Source organism: Streptomyces sp. NBC_01515 (assembly GCF_045040345.1).
Lineage (GTDB): Bacteria > Actinomycetota > Actinomycetes > Streptomycetales > Streptomycetaceae > Streptomyces.
In genome coordinates this window covers 5230064-5250000 of record NZ_CP109416.1, presented here as the reverse complement: position 1 = coordinate 5250000, position 19937 = coordinate 5230064, and the positions used below count along the sequence as shown (strand labels likewise).

General features: G+C 68.0%; 17 protein-coding genes and 2 rRNA genes (1 of these 19 cut by a window edge). 16 read left to right on the top strand and 3 right to left on the bottom strand.

Translation table 11 applies throughout. The features are described 5' to 3' along the window. From OG407_RS23335 to OG407_RS23285, 11 genes are all read left to right on the top strand, one after another. Window positions 1-1744: ribosomal RNA gene (locus tag OG407_RS23335) — 23S ribosomal RNA — on the top strand; it begins 1379 nt to the left of the window's first position. A gap of 92 nt (window positions 1745-1836) precedes the next feature. Then, a 5S ribosomal RNA gene (rrf, locus tag OG407_RS23330) occupies window positions 1837-1953 on the top strand. Window positions 1954-2019: 66 nt separating this feature from the next. Next, window positions 2020-2664: an HAD family hydrolase gene (locus tag OG407_RS23325; RefSeq protein WP_405860848.1), complete on the top strand. Its 645-nt coding sequence runs from the start codon at window positions 2020-2022 to the stop codon at window positions 2662-2664. Window positions 2665-2756: 92 nt separating this feature from the next. Continuing rightward, a complete protein-coding gene (locus OG407_RS23320; RefSeq protein WP_405860846.1) occupies window positions 2757-3452 on the top strand; it encodes a VC0807 family protein in 696 nt (231 codons plus the stop codon). A 67-nt stretch (window positions 3453-3519) separates the two neighbouring features. Beyond that, window positions 3520-4731, top strand: coding sequence for an MFS transporter (locus OG407_RS23315; protein ID WP_405860844.1), 1212 nt, complete (start codon window positions 3520-3522; stop codon window positions 4729-4731). Further along, window positions 4682-5854: an acetoin utilization protein AcuC gene (locus OG407_RS23310; RefSeq protein ID WP_365310753.1), complete on the top strand. Its 1173-nt coding sequence runs from the start codon at window positions 4682-4684 to the stop codon at window positions 5852-5854. Before OG407_RS23315 ends, OG407_RS23310 begins: the two co-directional genes overlap by 50 nt. A gap of 719 nt (window positions 5855-6573) precedes the next feature. Further along, window positions 6574-7389, top strand: coding sequence for a phosphatase (locus tag OG407_RS23305; protein WP_329349867.1), 816 nt, complete (start codon window positions 6574-6576; stop codon window positions 7387-7389). A 129-nt stretch (window positions 7390-7518) separates the two neighbouring features. Further along, on the top strand, window positions 7519-7731 hold the full coding sequence (locus OG407_RS23300; RefSeq protein WP_004984898.1) for a helix-turn-helix domain-containing protein: 213 nt from the start codon (window positions 7519-7521) through the stop codon (window positions 7729-7731). Window positions 7732-7842: 111 nt separating this feature from the next. Then, on the top strand, window positions 7843-7941 hold the full coding sequence (locus OG407_RS23295) for a 30S ribosomal protein bS22 (RefSeq protein ID WP_003948845.1): 99 nt from the start codon (window positions 7843-7845) through the stop codon (window positions 7939-7941). 168 nt (window positions 7942-8109) lie between these two features. Then, window positions 8110-9171: an NAD-dependent epimerase/dehydratase family protein gene (locus OG407_RS23290; protein WP_393765592.1), complete on the top strand. Its 1062-nt coding sequence runs from the start codon at window positions 8110-8112 to the stop codon at window positions 9169-9171. Between the two features lie 14 nt (window positions 9172-9185). After that, entirely contained in the window at window positions 9186-10247 is a 1062-nt protein-coding gene (locus OG407_RS23285; RefSeq protein WP_405860841.1) for a lysophospholipid acyltransferase family protein, read from the top strand. Window positions 10248-10378: 131 nt separating this feature from the next. On the opposite strand, the gene OG407_RS23280 is transcribed toward OG407_RS23285, so the two are convergent. The 3 genes from OG407_RS23280 to OG407_RS23270 all read right to left on the bottom strand — a co-directional run bounded on the left by OG407_RS23280 (window position 10379) and on the right by OG407_RS23270 (window position 13862). Further along, window positions 10379-11593 (bottom strand): DUF5667 domain-containing protein, encoded by a 1215-nt coding sequence (locus tag OG407_RS23280; protein WP_405860839.1) that lies wholly within the window; start codon window positions 11591-11593, stop codon window positions 10379-10381. A 235-nt stretch (window positions 11594-11828) separates the two neighbouring features. Continuing rightward, window positions 11829-12602 (bottom strand): ECF subfamily RNA polymerase sigma factor, BldN family, encoded by a 774-nt coding sequence (locus tag OG407_RS23275; RefSeq protein WP_026151088.1) that lies wholly within the window; start codon window positions 12600-12602, stop codon window positions 11829-11831. Window positions 12603-12917: 315 nt separating this feature from the next. After that, complete coding sequence (locus tag OG407_RS23270; RefSeq protein WP_405860837.1) at window positions 12918-13862, bottom strand: HAD family hydrolase; 945 nt, start codon at window positions 13860-13862, stop codon at window positions 12918-12920. Between the two features lie 105 nt (window positions 13863-13967). On the opposite strand from OG407_RS23270, the gene OG407_RS23265 reads away from it, so the two are divergent. From OG407_RS23265 to OG407_RS23245, 5 genes are all read left to right on the top strand, one after another. Continuing rightward, on the top strand, window positions 13968-14216 hold the full coding sequence (locus OG407_RS23265) for a glutaredoxin family protein (RefSeq protein WP_328680405.1): 249 nt from the start codon (window positions 13968-13970) through the stop codon (window positions 14214-14216). Window positions 14217-14463: 247 nt separating this feature from the next. Then, window positions 14464-15225, top strand: a complete 762-nt coding sequence (locus tag OG407_RS23260; protein WP_328680403.1) for a redox-sensing transcriptional repressor Rex — start codon at window positions 14464-14466, stop codon at window positions 15223-15225. Further along, window positions 15222-16928, top strand: a complete 1707-nt coding sequence (locus OG407_RS23255) for a glutamyl-tRNA reductase (RefSeq protein WP_405860835.1) — start codon at window positions 15222-15224, stop codon at window positions 16926-16928. The genes OG407_RS23260 and OG407_RS23255 overlap by 4 nt, the downstream gene beginning before the upstream one ends. Beyond that, complete coding sequence (gene hemC / locus OG407_RS23250) at window positions 16925-17884, top strand: hydroxymethylbilane synthase (RefSeq protein ID WP_366497496.1); 960 nt, start codon at window positions 16925-16927, stop codon at window positions 17882-17884. Before OG407_RS23255 ends, hemC begins: the two co-directional genes overlap by 4 nt. After that, entirely contained in the window at window positions 17881-19587 is a 1707-nt protein-coding gene (locus tag OG407_RS23245) for a bifunctional uroporphyrinogen-III C-methyltransferase/uroporphyrinogen-III synthase (RefSeq protein WP_266860516.1), read from the top strand. Before hemC ends, OG407_RS23245 begins: the two co-directional genes overlap by 4 nt. The last annotated feature ends 350 nt before the right edge of the window (window positions 19588-19937 follow it).

The following is a 19937-nucleotide window of genomic DNA, read 5'->3' as shown; positions in this document are numbered from 1 at the left end:
TGAGTAGCGATACACACGTGAGAAACGTGTGCGCCGATTGACTAAGGGTTCCTGGGTCAAGCTGATCTGCCCAGGGTAAGTCGGGACCTAAGGCGAGGCCGACAGGCGTAGTCGATGGATAACCGGTTGATATTCCGGTACCCGCTGTGAAGCGTCAAACATCGAGCCCATTAATGCTAAGGCCGTGAAGCCGTTCCGGACCCTTCGGGGAATGGAAAGTGGTGGAGCCGCCGGCCCAAGATGGTAGTAGGTGAGTGATGGGGTGACGCAGGAAGGTAGTCCATCCCGGGCGGTGGTTGTCCCGGGGTAAGGGTGTAGGACGAGTGGTAGGCAAATCCGCCGCTCATTAAGTCTGAGACCTGATGCCGAGCCGATTGTGGTGAAGTGGATGATCCTATGCTGTCGAGAAAAGCCTCTAGCGAGTTTCATGGCGGCCCGTACCCTAAACCGACTCAGGTGGTCAGGTAGAGAATACCGAGGCGTTCGGGTGAACTATGGTTAAGGAACTCGGCAAAATGCCCCCGTAACTTCGGGAGAAGGGGGGCCATCACCGGTGAGAGGATTTACTCCTTGAGCTGGGGGTGGCCGCAGAGACCAGCGAGAAGCGACTGTTTACTAAAAACACAGGTCCGTGCGAAGCCGTAAGGCGATGTATACGGACTGACGCCTGCCCGGTGCTGGAACGTTAAGGGGACCGGTTAGTCACTCTTCGGGGTGGCGAAGCTGAGAACTTAAGCGCCAGTAAACGGCGGTGGTAACTATAACCATCCTAAGGTAGCGAAATTCCTTGTCGGGTAAGTTCCGACCTGCACGAATGGCGTAACGACTTCTCGACTGTCTCAACCATAGGCCCGGTGAAATTGCACTACGAGTAAAGATGCTCGTTTCGCGCAGCAGGACGGAAAGACCCCGGGACCTTTACTACAGTTTGATATTGGTGTTCGGTTCGGCTTGTGTAGGATAGCTGGGAGACTGTGAACTCTGGACGCCAGTTCAGGGGGAGTCGTCGTTGAAATACCAGTCTGGTCGTGCTGGATGTCTAACCTGGGTCCGTGATCCGGATCAGGGACAGTGTCTGATGGGTAGTTTAACTGGGGCGGTTGCCTCCTAAAGAGTAACGGAGGCGCCCAAAGGTTCCCTCAGCCTGGTTGGCAATCAGGTGTTGAGTGTAAGTGCACAAGGGAGCTTGACTGTGAGACCGACGGGTCGAGCAGGGACGAAAGTCGGGACTAGTGATCCGGCGGTGGCTTGTGGAAGCGCCGTCGCTCAACGGATAAAAGGTACCCCGGGGATAACAGGCTGATCTTCCCCAAGAGTCCATATCGACGGGATGGTTTGGCACCTCGATGTCGGCTCGTCGCATCCTGGGGCTGGAGTCGGTCCCAAGGGTTGGGCTGTTCGCCCATTAAAGCGGTACGCGAGCTGGGTTTAGAACGTCGTGAGACAGTTCGGTCCCTATCCGCTGCGCGCGCAGGAACATTGAGAAGGGCTGTCCCTAGTACGAGAGGACCGGGACGGACGAACCTCTGGTGTGCCAGTTGTTCTGCCAAGGGCATGGCTGGTTGGCTACGTTCGGGAGGGATAACCGCTGAAAGCATCTAAGCGGGAAGCCTGCTTCGAGATGAGTGTTCCCACCCCCTTGAGGGGTTAAGGCTCCCAGTAGACGACTGGGTTGATAGGCCGGATCTGGAAGCCCAGTAATGGGTGGAGGTGACCGGTACTAATAGGCCGAGGGCTTGTCCTCAGTTGCTCGCGTCCACTGTGTTGGTTCTGAAACCACGAACAACCCCATGCCCGGGGCCACTGGGTGTGGTGCGGTTGTCTGTTTCATAGTGTTTCGGTGGTCATAGCGTGAGGGAAACGCCCGGTTACATTCCGAACCCGGAAGCTAAGCCTCACAGCGCCGATGGTACTGCAGGGGGGACCCTGTGGGAGAGTAGGACGCCGCCGAACAAATATTGCGAAAACCCCCGTACCGTTAATTCGGTACGGGGGTTTTCTGCGTTTAGGCTCAGCGGTATGCGCTATGACCTCGTGATCTTCGACAACGACGGTGTTCTCGTCGACAGTGAGCCGATCTCCAACAGGCTCCTGGCCGGCTATCTCACCGAGCTCGGGCACCCGACCTCGTACGAGGAGTCCCTCCGTGACTACATGGGCGCCGCGATGCACCGCGTCCACGATCTCGTCGAGGAGCGGACCGGGCAGCGGTTGCCGGACGACTTCGACGATGTCTTCCATGCCCGCGTGTTCGCCGCGTTCGAGCGGGAGTTGAAGCCGGTCGCCGGGGCCGTCGACGTGCTGGAGAGGCTGGTCGCGGACGGGGTGCCGTACTGCGTGGCGTCGTCCGGGAGCCATGAGCGGATTCGGGTGGGGCATCGGACCACGGGGCTGGACGAGTGGTTCGAGGACGAGTGGGTGTTCAGCTCCGAGGACGTGGGGCGGGGGAAGCCCGCGCCGGATCTGTTCCTGTACGCGGCCGAGCGGATGGGTGTGGCGCCGGAGCGGTGTGTCGTCGTAGAGGACAGTCCGTTGGGGGTGCGGGCTGGTGTTGCGGCCGGGATGGATGTGTACGGGTTCATCGGGATGACTCCTGCTGAGCGGCTTGTCGGGGCTACTCAACTCTTTCGTGACATGGGGCAGTTGGCTGAGCTGTTGGAATGACCCCGGGCAGGGTGGGGCGCTGACATTTGTCATGCCGAGGTCCGGACGATCGGTTCTACTGGCGGGCCGGGGCCTCGCGGCAGGCTGAGGGCATGACGACGAACACGGGCTCCATGAAGAAGAACTTCGGGCCGCTCCTCGCGGACGTGGCGGTGCCGATCGGGTCGTACTACCTGCTGAAGAGCGGGTTCGGGATGGGCACGGTGGCGGCGCTGGGGTGGAGCAGTGTCGTGCCGGCGGTGCGGACCGTGTGGGGGGTTGTCGCGGAGCGGACGATCAATGCCTTCGCCGCGCTGATTCTCTTCGTGAATGTTGTTGGGCTGCTGCTCAGTTTCGTGGCCGGTGATCCGCGGTTGATGCTCGCGAAGGACAGCGGGATCAGCAGTGCCGTCGGGATCGGGATCCTCGTGTCCGTGGTGATGGGGAAGCCGATGATGACCGCCGGGATGAAGCCCTTCCTGGTGAAGGGCAATCCGGAGCGGGAGGCCGCGTTCGAGCGGCTGTTGAGCGGGTCGGTGGCGTTCCGGCGGGCCGAGCGGCGGTTCTCGCTCGTGTGGGGTGTGATGCTGCTCGCGGAGTGTGTCGCGCGGATCGTCGGGGTGTACACGCTGCCCGTGGACACCATGGTGTGGCTCGGTACGGTCGTGATGATCGGGACGATCGCCGTGACGTCCGTGGTCAGTGGCGGTGTCGCCGTGGGGCCGATGGCGGAGATGATCGACGCGGAGCTGAAGGCCGGGGATGCCCCCTCACCTGCGGTTGTGTCCTCGCTGGCCGTCGCTCGGTAAAGCTGAGCAGAATTCATCTTTGGCTGGATCTACCCACGAGTACGCCGGGGCCCTTACGCTCGCCGCCATGACAGATGTGCTGCGGCGCGGTAGGGCCTCTTTGGCGTTCAGCTTCTTCGCTCAGGGCGCCACCTTCGCGCTGCTCGTGACGCGCATCCCGGCGATCCAGGACCGGTACGGGGTCTCGGACGGGCTGCTGCCCGTCTTCCTCGCCGCCGTGCCGATCCTCGCCGGGGTCGGGAGCGTGACCACCGAGCAACTGGTGAAGCGAATACGGCCCAGCGTGCTGCTGCGCTGGTCCCAGCCCGTCGTCCTCCTGGCGCTGCTCGGGGTCGGGGCGGGCGACAGCATGGCCGAACTGGCCGTCGCGCTCGGGGCGTTCGGGCTCGGGGTGGGTGTGCTGGACGCCTCGATGAACATGCTCGGGGTGAGTCTGCAGCGGACGTACGGACGAAGCATCATGCTGAGCTTCCATGCCGCGTACAGCCTGGGCGGGATCGTGGGGGCCTCGCTGGCTTGGGCGGGGGCGCACTGGCATCTCGCGCTGTGGGTGTCGTATCTGCCGGTGGTGGCTGTGTTGTTGCCGGCTGCCTTTGTGGGGAGTCGGTGGTACGTCGACGGGGGTGCGCCGGGGAGCGAGGCGGAGGGTGCGGAGGCCGGGCCGCTGGTTTTCAAGCTGCTGCTGCCGCTGTGTCTCGTGATGACCTTCGCCTATATCGGGGACTCGACCGTCTCCAACTGGAGCGCGAAGTATCTGAAGGACGTGCTGGGCAGTTCGGAGCAGGTGGCGACCGTTCCGTACAACGTCTACATGGTGATGTGCCTGGTCGGGCGGGGGATCGGGGATCTCGGGGTGCGGCGGTTCGGGGCGGTGGCCGTGGTGCGGCTGGGGGCGGTGGTGGCCGCGGTGGGGTTCGCCGTGGTGGCCGTGGCGCCGGGGGCCGGGGTCGGGATGCTCGGGTTCACGTTGGTGGGGCTCGGGCTGTGTGTGCTGGTGCCGCAGACCTTCGCGGCGGCCGGGCGGTTGTTCCCGGGGGCTTCGGATACGGCCATCGCGCGGCTCAATGTGTTCAATTACGTGGGGTTTCTGATCGGTTCGCCGTTGGTGGGGGCGCTGGGTGACGCCTGGAGTTATCGCGGGGCGATGCTCGTGCCGATGGTGTTGGTGCTGGTGACGTTGGTGTACGCCCGCTCGTTCGCGCCGTCGGCGGACCGATACGGTGACGGGCATGAGCGGGCGCGCACAGCTGATGTGGGACGAGGCAGTAACGGGCTATGACTTCGGCCGGGACCATCCGATGGACCCGGTCCGGCTCGCCCTGACCCGGAGACTTGTCGATGCCTTCGGGCTCGACAAGGACGTGGATGTGGTGGCGGCCAAGCCCGCCGGTGATTCGACGTTGCGGCTGGTTCACCGGGAGGACTACGTCGAGGCGGTGAAGGCGGCCTCGGCCGATCCGGAGTCGGCGGACGGGGCGTATGGGCTCGGGACCATGGATGATCCTGCCTTTGCCGGGATGCATGAGGTGTCGGCGCTGATCGCGGGGCAGTCGGTGGGGGCGGCTGAGGCTGTGTGGGGCGGGGACGCGCTGCATGCCGTGAACTTCTCGGGTGGGCTGCATCATGCGATGCCGGGGGCTGCCTCGGGGTTCTGTATTTATAACGACGCCTCGTTGGCCATCGCCCGGTTGTTGGAGTTGGGGGCCGAGCGGGTCGCGTATGTGGATGTGGACGTGCATCACGGGGACGGGGTCCAGGCCGCCTTCTGGGAGGACCCGCGGGTGTTGACGATCTCCCTGCATGAGCATCCTCGGACGTTGTTCCCGCAGACCGGGTGGCCGGAGGAGACCGGGGCCGGGAAGGGGGAGGGCTCTGCGGTCAATGTGGCGTTGCCGGCCGGGACCGGGGACGCGGGGTGGTTGCGGGCGTTTCACGCTGTCGTGCCGGAGTTGATCGCGGACTTTCGGCCGCAGGTGCTGGTGACTCAGCACGGGGCCGATACGCACTTCGAGGATCCGCTTGCTCATCTCGCCGTGTCGCTGGATGCGCAGCGGGCCGTGCAGGTGGCGTGTCATGAGCTCGCGCACGAGTACGCGGACGGGAAGTGGGTCGCGCTCGGTGGGGGTGGTTATGCCGTGGTGGAGGTGGTGCCGCGGTCGTGGACGCATCTCGTCGCTATCGCCGCGGGGCGGGAGATCGCGCCGGAGGCGGTGATTCCTGAGGGGTGGCGGCAGGAAGTGTTCGCTCGGACGCGGCAGTTGGGGCCACAGCGGATGACGGACGGGCGGTGGCCGGTGGCCTACGCCGACTGGGAGTCGGGGTATGACCCCGGGGATCGTCTTGATCAGGCGGTGGTGGCTACTCGGCGGGCGGTGTTTCCGTTGCGGGGGTTGTTGGCGTAGGTCTTCGGTGGTTGTGCGGGTGGGTGGGGGGTGGGTGTCGCGGGGATTTTCGCCCCCGCCGCCCCTACCCGTCCCATCCCTGGGGGCTGCCGCCCCCAGACCCCCGCTTCGGCCTGAACGGCCTTGTCCTCAAACGCCGGACGGGCTGGATTTGGTGGGCCTGTGCTGAGAAGCCTGTGGTGGGTGATGCCGACCGGTGTCGAGGAAGCGCTCGCCCGAGCCGAGTCACGCCACCCCGTGTCGAGAAGCGCTCGCCCGCATCGAAGACCGACCACCGGAGACGGCCGTTCAATCCGCCCCCGGCGCTCACCACTCACACGTCAGCCAACAGTGCCCCGAGTCCTCCGCCGACGCGTTGCCGATCGTGCCGCCCCACGCGATGCAGGAGTCGCGGCCGTCGACGTGGACCGGGCCGGCGTAGCTCGTGTACGTACCGGAGTCGACGGTCGGGTCGTCCGAGTTGCCTAGGGCGTTCAGGATCGTGAGTGCGGCGGGACAGGTTGAGCATGACGGTGTTCCCCCTGGGCCCCCAGTTGGTGATGTGTCGGTCAACTTGCCTGGGACGGTTGGTCGTTCCGTCCGTGCGAGGTGAGAGCCGGGAATCCGTAAGGCGGTTGTGGGTGTTCTTGGCACTGTCCTGTCACCGGTGTTACGCCAACCGCGCGGTGTTTCCGGGGTTTTCGTCGTGCCCGGGGGGCGGGTCCGTCAGCATCGCTCCCGTGTTGAGCACCGGCGCCCTCCGCGCGCATCTGCTGGCCGCCCGGCTGGCCGGACCCGTGGCCACCTCGCGGGAGGAGAGTCTGCGGAGTTACCGGGCCTTCGCCGCGCGGGATCCCCGGGTACTGATCGGACTTGATCCCGAATGGACGTGGGAGCAGGGGGACTTGATCCGGCTGATGGCGGACAAGTGTGGGGTTTCGGCCGACCCGACGCACACTTCCGGGCATGATGTGATCGACCCGGAGCGGACTCTGGCCGCGTTGGACGCCTTCGCCGATCGGTTGGGGGAGGTAGCGGAGCGGAGTGGGGCCGTGCTTCTCGGGACCGGGCATCCGCATCGGCTGCTCGGGTTCTACGCCGCGTTGGCGGACGCCTTGTCGGCGGCGGGGTGTGCTGTTCTCACCCCAGCGCAGGGTCTCTCTGTCGACATAACGACCCGGTTCGGTCTACGCACGTACAACCTCGACTACGTCCAGGGGGTCGGGCTGGTCCGTGAACCGGGCCCCGAACGCACCGGTTGTGAGCCCGGCGCACACACGCACTCACCGCTCCCGGTTCGTACCGTGCTGGGTGCGGCGGCGGAGGCCGGCGGGGTGCTTCCGGAGCTGGTGATCGGGGACCACGGGTGGGTCTGCGGAGCAGGTCAGCTGGGGTTCGAGGCCATTGGGCTGGCTGACACCGACGACCCTGCACTGTTCGTGGGGGAGGCCGAGGGGTCGGTGTCCGTCGTCGTTCCACTTGATGACGCCGTGCGGTCCGCTTACTACCGGCCGCTTACCCGCTACGTACTCAATCGAGCGTGTCTGTCACAGTAGGCCGCCGATGGGTGCACCTCTTCCCCACTCGCATCACACGCCCCTACATTGGGGAGTGAGCACGCAACGACGAAGAGTCACCGGAAGGGGAAGCCGGTGACCGTCGAGTGCGGAAGGTTCAGGTGTGTCATGGCTGCAGCTGGCGAGAGGCCTCTGAACGAGGTTCAGTTCCTTACCGTGGCGGAGGTCGCCTCGGTGATGCGAGTGTCGAAGATGACCGTGTACCGGTTGGTGCACAGCGGTCATCTGCCCGCTATCCGGGTGGGGCGGTCCTTCCGCGTCCCCGAGCAAGCGGTACACGAGTACCTTCGCGAGAGTTATGTGGGGGTGGAGACAGCCTGAGGCGATACCTCGATTACGACCTCAGCTCTCGGACGGGTAGGCTGGCCCCTTGTAGGTCGTATGGGCCCATGATGCCCAGCACCGAGTGATGAGAAGTGAGCGAGGGTAGTCGTGGGCTCTGTTATCAAGAAGCGGCGCAAGCGGATGGCTAAGAAGAAGCACCGCAAGCTGCTGAAGCGCACGCGCGTGCAGCGTCGTAACAAGAAGTAGGCGACGCGGCGCCGCGAGAGCGTCTCCTGTGGCCCCCCACCGAATTCGGTGGGGGGCCACAGTTTTGTTCAGGACTTCCGTCGGTCAGGCGGTCATGCGGTCATCACAGCGCAACACCCAACCGCTAGGTTGGCCGCACACGGGTAACTCGGAAGGAAGGCGCTGATCTTGGGGAAGGTCGTGCTCGTGACCGGAGTGGCCCGTCAGCTGGGGGGCCGGTTCGTACGGCGGATCCAGCGTGATCCACAGGTGGACCGGGTGATCGCGGTGGACGCGGTCGCGCCCGGGCACCATCTCGGCGGCGCGGAGTTCATCCAGGCCGACATCCGGCAGCCCACCATCGCGCGGGTGCTCGCCGAGTCGGGCGCCGACACGGTCGTCCACATGGACGTGACGGGCACCGCCCTGGGCAGCGGCAGCCGGACCACGGTCAAGGAGACCAACGTCATCGGCACCATGCAGCTGCTCGGCGCCTGCCAGAAGTCGCCGGTCGTCAAGCGCCTGGTGGTGAAGTCCAGCACGAACGTCTACGGCTCCGCCCCGCGCGACCCCGCCGTCTTCACCGAGGGCACCCCGCCGAAGTCCCTGCCAAGCGGCGGCTTCGCGAAGGACACCGTCGAGGTCGAGGGCTATGTCCGCGGCTTCGCCCGCCGCCGCCCCGACGTCGCCGTGTGCGTGCTGCGCTTCGCCAACATCCTTGGTCCTACGGCGGATTCACCGCTCGCGTCGTACTTCTCGCTGCCGGTCCTGCCGACCGTGTTCGGCTACGATCCGCGGCTGCAGTTCGTGCACGAGGACGACGTGATCGACGTACTGCGGATCGCCTCGCACGACCCGGAGCGGGGCACGCTCAACAGCGGCACCTTCAACATCGCCGGGGACGGCGTCCTGCTGCTCTCCCAGTGCTCGCGGCGCCTGGGCCGCCCGACCGTGCCGCTGCTGCTGCCTGCGGTCACCTGGGCGGGTTCCCTGGTGCGTACGCTGGGGATGACGGACTTCTCCCCGGAGCAGATCCGGTTGCTGACCCACGGCAGGGTCGTGTCGACGGTCCAGATGCGCGAGACGCTGGGGTACAAGCCGAAGTACACGACCGCCGAGACCTTCGCGGACTTCGCGCGCAGTCAGGGCCCGGGGCTGCTGCCGCCGGAGGTCCTCGCGGGGGCCGTCGACCGGATCGCCGCGCTGTCCCGGCCGGACAGTGGCCACCCCCCGACGCCGAGCGCCAACTGAGGAGCGCATCAACGATGGCGGATGCCAAGGTCATTCCGTTCGACGACGACCGGTCCCGCGCGAACGGCGTGCAGCGGCCGCAGCGGCGCCGGAGCACGGGGAACCGGCGCAAGAACGGCGAACCCGCGCTGGTCCGTGAGGTCCAGCCCCTGCCGGGCCGGGACTTCGCGCAGGATGATGTTCCTGTGACGCGTGAGGAACGAGAGCCGGAGAAGACACCGGACGAGGACAGTCAGAGCGCCCTGGAGCGCCGGGTCGCCCACGGCCTGTCCTTCCTGCGCCGCCGGCTGACCGGGGACTACGAGGTCGACGACTTCGGCTACGACGAGGAGCTCACCGACGAGCTCCTGATGCCGGCGCTGCGCCCGCTGTACGAGAAGTACTTCCGGGTCGAGGTCAAGGGCATCGAGAACATCCCGGCGGAGGGCGGCGCGCTGATCGTCGCCAACCACTCCGGGACGCTGCCGCTGGACGGCGTGATGATGCAGATCGCCGTCCACGACAACCACCCGGCGGGCCGCCACCTCCGGCTCCTCGCGGCGGACCTCGTCTTCATGCTCCCGGTGGTCAACGAACTCGCCCGCAAGGCCGGTCACACCCTGGCCTGCGCCGAGGACGCCGAACGGCTGCTGGGCCGGGGCGAGTTGGTCGGCGTGATGCCGGAGGGCTTCAAGGGCATCGGCAAGCCGTTCAGCGAGCGCTACAAACTCCAGCGCTTCGGCCGCGGCGGCTTCGTCTCGACCGCCCTGCGCAAGGGCACCCCGATCATCCCGTGCTCGATCGTGGGGGCCGAGGAGATCTACCCGATGATCGGCAACTCCAAGACGCTGGCCCGCGTCCTGGGCTTCCCGTACTTCCCGATCACGCCCACGTTCCCGTGGCTGGGCCCGCTGGGTGCGATCCCGTTGCCCACGAAGTGGACGATCCAGTTCGGCGAGCCGATCCCGACGGACGGCTATCCGCCGGAGGCGGCCGAGGATCCGATGCTGATGTTCAACCTCACGGACCAGGTGAGGGAGCAGATCCAGCACACGTTGTACAAGCTGCTGGTGCAGCGGCGGTCGGTGTTTTTCTAGTTTTTCGGCTGTACGACGAAGACGATGGGGTGCCCCTCTCAAGAGGGACACCCCATCGTCTTTAGGGGCGCGGGGAATTGCGCGACCAGCCCCCACCGGCCCGCAGCCAAAAAACCGCAGAACCAGCGGAGCTAATTCGCGTCCTCGCTGTCGATGCCCAAGCCCGGCAGCAAGCCCGGCAACAGCGGCGGCAGCGTGACATCCGGTTCCGTGATCGACGGCTTGCTCGCGGAGGGCGACTCGGTGCCGGAGGTCTTCGGGGGGTCCAGGAGGCCGCCCGTGTTGCCGCCGAGGAGGCCGTCGCCGGTGGTGGCGGACTCGGTGGGGGTGCTGGAGTGGCTGGTCTCCGCGGAGCCGTCGGTGGTGCTCGGTGTCGTCGAGCGGTGGGTGCCGGTGGAGCCGCCCGTGGACGTCGTACCCGGAGCGCGGTGCTTGCCGGTGCCGGGCGTCGTCGCCGGGGGCTGGGGGAGCAGCGACTGGAGCGGGGCGACCTCTTCGTCTATGGCGTCGAAGACCGAGGAGACCTGGTCGCTGACGTCGCCGAGCTGGACGGGGAGGCGGTCGCGCAGGGCGCCCCAGGCCTCACGGTGCGAGCGGGAGAACGCGGAGAGGGCCTGGATGGGGCCCAGCGAGTTCGGGTCCTGCTCGTACGCCTCGTGCAGCAGGCGGTGGCCCTCGGAGGCGTCGTGGGTCATCCCGGCGAGCGTGCGGCGGATCTCGCCGAGCTGCTCGTGGTCGAGGTGGCCGCTGCGGTCCCGCTCGATCAGCCGGCGTGCCTCGCTCAGGCGGTTGGACGCCTGGTCGAGGTAGGCCACACCGCGCTGGTCGTCGCCGTCGGACAGGTAGTTGAGCTTGAAGTCCTCGATGCCGCGCTTCAGGCCGTAGAGCGAGTCACCGGGCAGGGCGCCCGAGCTCGCCGCGGCCACTCCGCCGAAGGCACCCGCCGCGACCCCGACGCTCAGTCCGCCGGCCGCGAGGCCCTTGGTGAGCCGGGTGCGCGGTCGCAGCTTGCCCAGACCGGTGGCCCGGTGCGCACCCCGGGACCGGGGGGACCGCTGCTCCGGTACCGAGGGTCCGGGTGCCTCGCCTTGCAGCATGGCCTCGAACGCGGCGACCAGCTGAGCCCGCTGGACCACCTTGACCTCGGGGTCCAGCACGGGTTTGGGCAGCTCGCCGAGACCGGTGGCGAAGGCCAGCATGCGGCCCTGCTCGGTCTGTTCCGCAGCAGCCGGGGCCGGGGCCGGTCCTTCGGACTGCTCGGCCGCCGTGCCCTGGTCGGACAGCTCCTCTTCCAGGGCCTGGGCGAAGGCGTTCGCCCGCCGGTGCGCCGATACGTTCGCGATCACTGGCGGCACCTCCTCTCGCGTCATGACGGTCGACTCCCCAGGGGGTCCTGAGGGTTGCACAGCCTGACCGCATCCACACGATCGAGTGATCGGGGAGGGTCAGGTCGTGACCACAGGGAGCCTGTATCCCGCACAACGAGTGGCGCGGCACTTGGGTTACGGACGACGGATGATCCGACCGCGAACTCAACGGACTTTCACTGAGCGCGAGTTGGGCGTTACCGAGCGTGTGCCGTCAGCGGGCGTCGTCCGGGAGGAGCCGGGCGAGAGTGCGCACGGCCCGGTACTGGAGGGTCTTGATCGCGCCCTCGTTCTTGCCCATCACCCGGGCGGTCTCCGCGACGGAGAGGCCCTGCAGGAAGCGGAGCGTGACGCACTCCTGCTGCTGCGGGTTGAGCCGCCGTACGGCGTCGAGCAGTGCGGCGTTCGACAGGGACTCCAGGACGGAGTCCTCGGGAGAGCGCTCGACCTCGTTGGCGTCGAGCATCTCGCCGGTGGTCACTTCCAGCCGGAAGCGGCTCGACTTGAAGTGGTCGGCGACCAGGTTGCGGGCGATCGTCACCAGCCAGGCGCCGAAGTCACGACCCTGATAGGTGAACGTGCCGATGCGGCGCAGGGCGCGCAGAAAGGTCTCGCTGGTGAGGTCCTCGGCGGTGGCTTTGCCTCCCACTCGGTAGTAGATGTACCGGTACACAGTGTCGCTGTACTGGTCGTAGAGGCGGCCGAAGGCGTCGGCTTCGCCGGCCTGGGCACGCTCCACGAGGTCCATCATCCGGGCGCTGTCGCTGTCAGCGGCCGGACGGCGTGCGGTGGCGGCGCCGGCCGAGCGCCCTCGTCTGCCAACAGCCGCGCCGCCGTCGGCCAGTGCATAACACGGGCCTACGGGTGCGGTGGTGGCGAAGGCGGCGGGGACGGCGTACGCGGTGGGGACGAAGCCGCGCAACAGGTCTTGGACCGTTGCGCGCAGCGTAGCCAGGCCCGAGGCGTCAACCCCGACGTGTGGGTACACGGGACTCCCAGAGGCAGAGCTTCCATCACGTGCAGTACCGGAACATTCACCCGTCGTAGCGACGGAGGGGTACCGGATTGCGTCTGAGGAGAATAACGCTTCGTGCAGGCACTGCTACACCCAGTTGCTCAAATCATCGATTACGTCGCTTCCGTAACCGGTTGACGCCCGATCAAGTACCGCAGAGTGACCGGTTGTTGATCAGAACGGTCCGAATTCAGTCAGGGACCGGGGCGTGTTGTGGCCGTGTGCAGCCAACGTGACTGGACAGGGGGTTACGCGGGTACGACCGGTGGATTGGCTGTGTTTACCGCGTCACCGGCGTCGGCGGTGCAAAGCGATCGCCGCGGCCGTGCCGCCCGCCACCGCGCCCACGCCGGCCGCCGCCGGGATGCCGACCTTGGCCGCCCTGCGGGCCGTCCGGTAGTCGCGCAGCCGCCAGTCCAGCTCGCGCGCGTGCTTGCGCAGCTTGGAGTCCGGGTTGATGGCGTAGGGGTGCCCGACCAGCGAGAGCATCGGGATGTCGTTGTGCGAGTCGCTGTACGCGGCGCAGCGTGAGAGGTCCAGGCCCTCCGCCGCCGCCAACGCCCTTACCGCCTCCGCCTTCGCGGGGCCGTGCAGGGGTTCGCCGACCAGCTTGCCGGTGTAGACGCCGTCGACGGACTCGGCGACCGTGCCGAGCGCGCCGGTGAGGCCGAGGCGGCGGGCGATCACGTTGGCGATCTCCACCGGGGCCGCCGTGACGAGCCACACCTTCTGGCCCGCGGCGAGGTGCGCCTCGGCGAGGGCGCGGGTGCCGGGCCAGATGCGCTCGGCCATGTACTCGTCGTAGATCTCCTCGCCGATCGACTGGAGTTCGGCGACGCGGTGGCCCTTGACGATGGACAGCGCGGAGTCGCGCGCCTCCTGCATGTGCTCGGGGTCCTCGAAGCCGGCGAGCCTGAACCAGGCCTGCTGCCACGCGAACTTGAGGAGGTCGCGGGTCTCGAAGAACTTCCGCTTGTGCAGGCCCCGGCCGAAGTGGAAGATCGACGCGCCCTGCATGACGGTGTTGTCCAGGTCGAAGAAGGCCGCGGCTCTGTCGTCGCCGAGGACCGGGAACTCCGCTTCCTCCGCCGCTTCTTCGTCCGCGAGGGCGTCCTGTATGTCCTGCGCGTCCTGCGACGACTTGCGCGCTGCCTCCGCAGAGGCCTCGCCTGCCAACACGCTCCGCGCCGTGGCGGAGCGCCTACGGGGAGTGAGCCATCCGAGAGCGGCCATGTCGTGAGCATAGCCAGTTTGTTCGGTGGTTCCGGAGCCGCGAGGTTCGGAGGCTGTGAACTCTCCGCGACCGGGCCGTTAAAGAAGCGCACCGGTGGCGCGAGAATGGTGTGCATGAGTCATCTCGTCACCCTCGTCCGCAAGCCCGGCTGTCATCTCTGCGAGGACGCGCAGCTCGTCGTGGAGAAGGTCTGCGCCGATCTCGGGGTCCCCTGGGAGGAGAAGGACATCACCGAGGACCAGCGGCTGCACGACGAGTACTGGGAGCAGATTCCGGTCGTCCTCATCGATGGGAAACAGCACACCTTCTGGCGGGTGGACGAGGCCCGGCTGCGCCGGGAACTGACCAAGTAGTTCAACGCGCACCCGAACGTCGCTTAGGATCGACGGCGGTTTGGTCTCGGGGGCGGGAATTACGAGGAGTGTGGCGGTTTTGCCCCCTGGAATACGCCTGGGACGCGTGTGCGTGACCCCGGTCACGTTGGCCGGGCAAATCGGACACCATCTTTGTGCACGCGTTCACAAAGACATAGCCTGCTTTCGACGGGGCGGTCTGGGTACGTGTGACCGCCCACAGCCCCGCTCTACCCGCAGGAGCACCGTGGCAACTGGCCGAACTCACCGACCGGCGAGCCGTAGCCGAGGGATTCCCGAGGCCACCGTCGCCCGTCTCCCGCTGTACCTCCGCGCGCTGACCGGACTCTCGGAGCGCTCGGTACCCACGGTCTCCTCCGAGGAGCTCGCGGCCGCCGCGGGGGTCAACTCCGCGAAGCTGCGCAAGGACTTCTCGTACCTCGGCTCGTACGGCACCCGCGGTGTGGGCTACGACGTCGAGTACCTCGTCTACCAGATCTCCCGCGAGCTGGGCCTCACCCAGGACTGGCCGGTCGTGATCGTCGGTATCGGAAACCTGGGCGCCGCACTCGCCAACTACGGCGGGTTCGCCTCCCGCGGCTTCCGCGTCGCCGCCCTCATCGACGCCGACCCGGCGATGGCCGGCAAGCCCGTCGCGGGCATCCCGGTGCAGCACGCGGACGAGCTGGAAAAGATCATCAGCGACAACGGCGTCTCCATCGGCGTCATCGCCACCCCCGCCGGTGCCGCCCAGCCGGTCTGCGACCGGCTCGTGGCCGCCGGTGTGACGTCCATCCTGAACTTCGCGCCGACCGTGCTGACCGTCCCGGACGGCGTCGACGTCCGCAAGGTCGACCTCTCGATCGAGCTGCAGATCCTCGCCTTCCACGAGCAGCGCAAGGCCGGCGAGGAGGCCGCCAACCAGGCGGCGCACCCGACCGCCGCGCGCCGCGGCGACTCCGCCGAGCAGGGCCCTGACGGGGACGTCCCCGCCGTGATGCCGGCATGAGTCTCCTCGTCGTCGGGCTGAGCCACCGCAGCGCGCCGGTCAGCCTCCTGGAGCGGGCCACGCTGAACGCGGACGCCCAGGTCAAGCTCCTCCAGGACACGGTCGCCGCCGAACCGGCCGCCGAGGCCGCGGTGTTGGCCACCTGCAACCGCATCGAGCTCTACGCCGACGTGGACAAGTTCCACGCGGGCGTCGCGGAGTTGTCCACGCTGCTGGCCCAGCACAGCGGCGTCGGCCTGGACGAGCTCACTCCTTATCTCTACGTGCACTACGAGGACCGGGCCGTCCACCACCTCTTCTCGGTGGCCTGCGGCCTCGACTCGATGGTCGTCGGCGAGGGCCAGATCCTCGGCCAGATCAAGGACTCCCTCGCCACGGCGCAGGAACTGCACTCCGCCGGGCGGCTGTTGAACGAGCTGTTCCAGCAGGCCCTCCGGGTCGGCAAGCGCGCCCACTCCGAGACCGGCATCGACCGCGCGGGCCAGTCCCTGGTCACCTTCGGCCTTCAACAGCTCTCCTCCGGCACGGCAGTTGAGGCCTGGGCGAAGGGGAAACGGGCCCTGGTCATCGGCGCCGGCTCCATGTCGTCGCTGGCCGCCGCGACCCTCGCGCGTGCCGGGGTCGCCGAGATCGTCGTCGCCAACCGCACCTCCGACCGCGCCGAGCGGCTCGCCCAGATCATCACCGAGAGCCCCGAAACGGACGTGTCCGCCCGCGCGGTACCGATGGATTCGGTGCCGTTCGAGCTGACACGTGCCGATGTGGCCGTGTCCTGCACGGGTGCGACGGGGCTGGTCCTGACGGCCGACACGGTCGCGGTCGCGGTCGAGGGCCGGGTGCCGCGGGACGCCGCGGTCGGTCGTACGGCCGTAGCGGATGTCGTGCGGGAGGGGCTTCCGCCGACGTCTGTCGGGACCGAGGACGGGTGTCCGCTGGACCTGTCGGCGGTGCAGGGGGCGAGTGGCTTCTCCGTGATGGGGGAGGCCGCCGTGGCCGGGATGGACGCGGCGACGCTGGAGCAGCACGCGGCCTGGGTCGGCGGCAGCGCCGTCGACCGGCGCGAGGCGGCCCGGCGTACGCCCGAGGCCGAGGCCGAACTCATCACCGAACTCGCCGCCATGGCCGCCACGGTCGGACGCATCCCCGAGCGGCGCAGGCCCGAGCCCGTGGCCCATGTCCCGCGCCCCGCGCCGGTGTTGTCGTTCCTCGACCTCGCGATGCCGCGGGACGTCGACGCGGCCGTGCACCGGGTGGCCGGGGTGCGGCTGGTGGACATCGAGTCGCTCGCCGAGGCCTCCGCGGATGCCCCGATGGCGGCGGACGTGGACGCGGTCCGGCGTATCGTCTCCGACGAGGTCGCGGCCTTCGGGGCAGCCCAGCGGGCCGCGCACATCACGCCGACCGTGGTCGCCCTGCGCGCCATGGCCGCCGAGGTCGTCGCCGGCGAGATCGCCCGGCTCGACGGACGGCTGCCCGGCCTCGACGACAAGCACCGCGCGGAGATCACCCAGACCGTGCGACGCGTCGTCGACAAGCTGCTGCACGCGCCGACCGTACGGGTCAAGCAGCTCGCGGCCGAGCCCGGCGGCGCCGGGTACGCGGACGCGCTGCGCACCCTGTTCGACCTCGACCAGGAGACGGTGGCCTCCGTCTCCCGGGCCGTAGAAGACTCTGAGATCAGCAAGAACCGAGGGCCAGCATGAGTAGCAAGGCACTGAGGCTGGGGACAAGGCGGAGCAGACTCGCCCTGGCCCAGTCCGGGTTGGTGGCGGACGCCGTGAGCCAGGTGACCGGACGGCCCGTCGAGCTCGTCGAGATCACCACCTACGGCGACACCTCCCGCGAGCACCTCGCCCAGATCGGCGGCACCGGGGTCTTCGTGACCGCGCTGCGGGACGCCCTGCTCGGCGGTGAGGTCGACTTCGCGGTTCATTCGCTGAAGGACCTGCCGACGACGCAGCCCGCGGAACTGGTGCTCGCCGCCGTACCCGAGCGCGAGGACCCGCGCGACGTGATCGTCGCCCGGGACGCCCTGAAGTTCACCGACCTGCCCCGCGGGGCGCGCATCGGTACGGGCTCCCCGCGGCGCACGGCCCAGCTGAACGCGTACGCGCGCAGCCACGGCCTCGACATCGAGACGGTCCCGATCCGCGGGAACATCGACACCCGGGTCGGCTTCGTACGGGACGGTGAGCTGGACGCCGTGGTCCTGGCCGCCGCCGGACTGAGCCGGATCGGCCGCCTCGACGACGTGACCGACTTCCTGTCGGTCGACACGATTTTGCCCGCCCCCGGCCAGGGGGCCCTGGCGATCGAGTGTGCCGCGGACAACGCGGACCTCATCGCGGCGCTCGGTGAGCTCGACGACCCGTTCACGCGGATCGCCGTGACCGCCGAAAGGTCCCTGCTCGCCGCCCTGGAGGCCGGCTGCTCCGCCCCTGTGGGCGCGCTGGCCGACCTGCTGGCCGACGGGCAGATTGTCAAGGAAATGCGCCTGCGCGGAATAGTCGGCACGACCGACGGTTCGCGTACGGTGCAGCTGTCCACCACCGGTCCCGTGCCCGAGACGCATGACCAAGCACTGGCGCTCGGTCGCGAACTCGCCGCCGAGATGCTTGCCCAGGGCGCGGCCGGTCTGATGGGGGAGCAAGCCAAGTGAGCCCCACCACTCTTCCCGCCGCCGGTCCTGAACACGGGCACGTCACCTTCCTGGGTGCCGGACCCGGAGATCCGGGACTGCTCACACTGCGCGCCGTAGAGGCGCTGGCGAACGCGGACGTTCTCGTCGCCGAGCACGAGGTGCTCGACGTCGTACGTGCGCACGCCCGACCCGGCGTAGCCGTCGTGCATCCGGATCCGAGTCCTTCTTCGGGCTCGCTCCCGGGCACAGGCACGCCTCAACTAACGGTTGTTGACGGTGCGTCAACAACCGTTGGCCTACCCGCTGTACGGGATGCGGCACATCTTGTCATGGAGGCCGCGAGGGGCGGCAGGCGGGTCGTACGTGCGGTGTCCGGGGACCCCGGACTAGATACGTACGCCGCCGAGGAAATGCTCGCCTGCGTCGCCGCGGGTGTGCCTTTCGAGGTCGTCCCGGGTGTCGCGGCGGCCGTCGGCGTGCCCGCGTACGCCGGTGTCCCGCTGCGGGACGCGCAGGGGGCGGACGTCCGGTTCGTGGACGCCCGTACCGCGTCGGACCGGTGCTGGACGGAGGTGGGGGCGTCGGACGGCACGGTGGTCGTGTCGACGTCGCTGGACTCCGTGGCCTCGGCCGCCGGTGAGCTGGTGGCCGCGGGCCGTAAGCCGGACACCCCTATGACGGTCACAGTGGCTGGTACGACCACTCGTCAGCGGACCTGGTCCGCGACCCTCGGCACGATCGCGCAGACGCTGAAGCAGGCGAAGGTGCTGCCGTCCCCGGAAGGTGGCCGGCCGGTGATAGCCGTGGTCGGTGAGCGGTCCGCCGCCGCGCAGCGCGACCAGTTGTCGTGGTTCGAGTCCAAGCCGCTGTTCGGCTGGAAGGTGCTCGTGCCGCGGACGAAGGAGCAGGCGGCTTCGCTCTCCGACCAACTCCGGTCCTACGGTGCCGTTCCGCACGAGGTGCCGACGATCGCCGTCGAGCCGCCGCGGACGCCTCAGCAGATGGAGCGGGCGGTCAAGGGGCTCGTCACCGGGCGGTACGAGTGGATCGCTTTCACCTCCGTGAACGCGGTCAAGGCCGTGCGGGAGAAGTTCGAGGAGTACGGGCTCGATGCGCGGGCGTTCGCCGGGATCAAGGTCGCGGCGGTGGGCGAGTCGACCGCGAAGGCGCTGATCGCCTTCGGCGTGAAGCCGGATCTGGTGCCGAGCGGGGAGCAGTCCGCGGCCGGGTTGCTGGAGGACTGGCCTCCGTACGACCCCGTTTTCGACCCGATCGACCGGGTGTTCCTGCCGCGTGCGGACATCGCTACGGAGACGCTTGTCGCCGGGCTGATCGAGCTCGGGTGGGAGGTGGATGACGTGACCGCCTACCGGACCGTGCGGGCGTCGCCGCCGCCGGCCGATACGCGGGAGGCGATCAAGGGGGGTGGCTTCGATGCCGTTCTCTTCACGTCGTCGTCCACCGTGCGGAACCTGGTGGGGATCGCCGGTAAGCCGCACAACGTGACCGTGATCGCGTGTATTGGTCCTGCTACGGCGAAGACGGCCGAGGAGCATGGGCTGCGGGTGGATGTGATGGCTCCGGAGCCGTCTGTGCACAAGTTGGCCGAGGCGTTGGCGAACTTCGGGCTTCGGCGGAGGGCGGCGGCTCAGGAGGCGGGGGATCCGGTTACCCGGCCGAGTGAGCGGCGGCCTGGGGCTCGGCGTCGGCGTACGACCTGAGGTTTCGGTTGCGGTGAGTGGGGGCGGGCGTCCGTGGGGGCGGCGCCCCCACACCCCGCTTCGGCCCTGAAGGGGCCTCGTCCTCAAACGCCGGACGGGCTGAGAAATCGCGGCCTGTGTTTGAAAGGCGCCGCATGGGCTGGGAGTTGGCGGCCTGTGTTTGAAAGGCGCCGGATGGGCTGGGAGTTGGCGGCCTGCGTTTGAAAGGCGCCGGATGGGCTGGGAGTTGGCGGCCTGTGCTGAGAAGCGCGCCGGTCAGTTCACCGAAGCGTGTGCCGAAGAGTTCAGCGCATGAGTTCGCCGGACAGCACGGCGCAAGAGTGCGTCGGCAAGTGCCCGAGGCGGGCGTC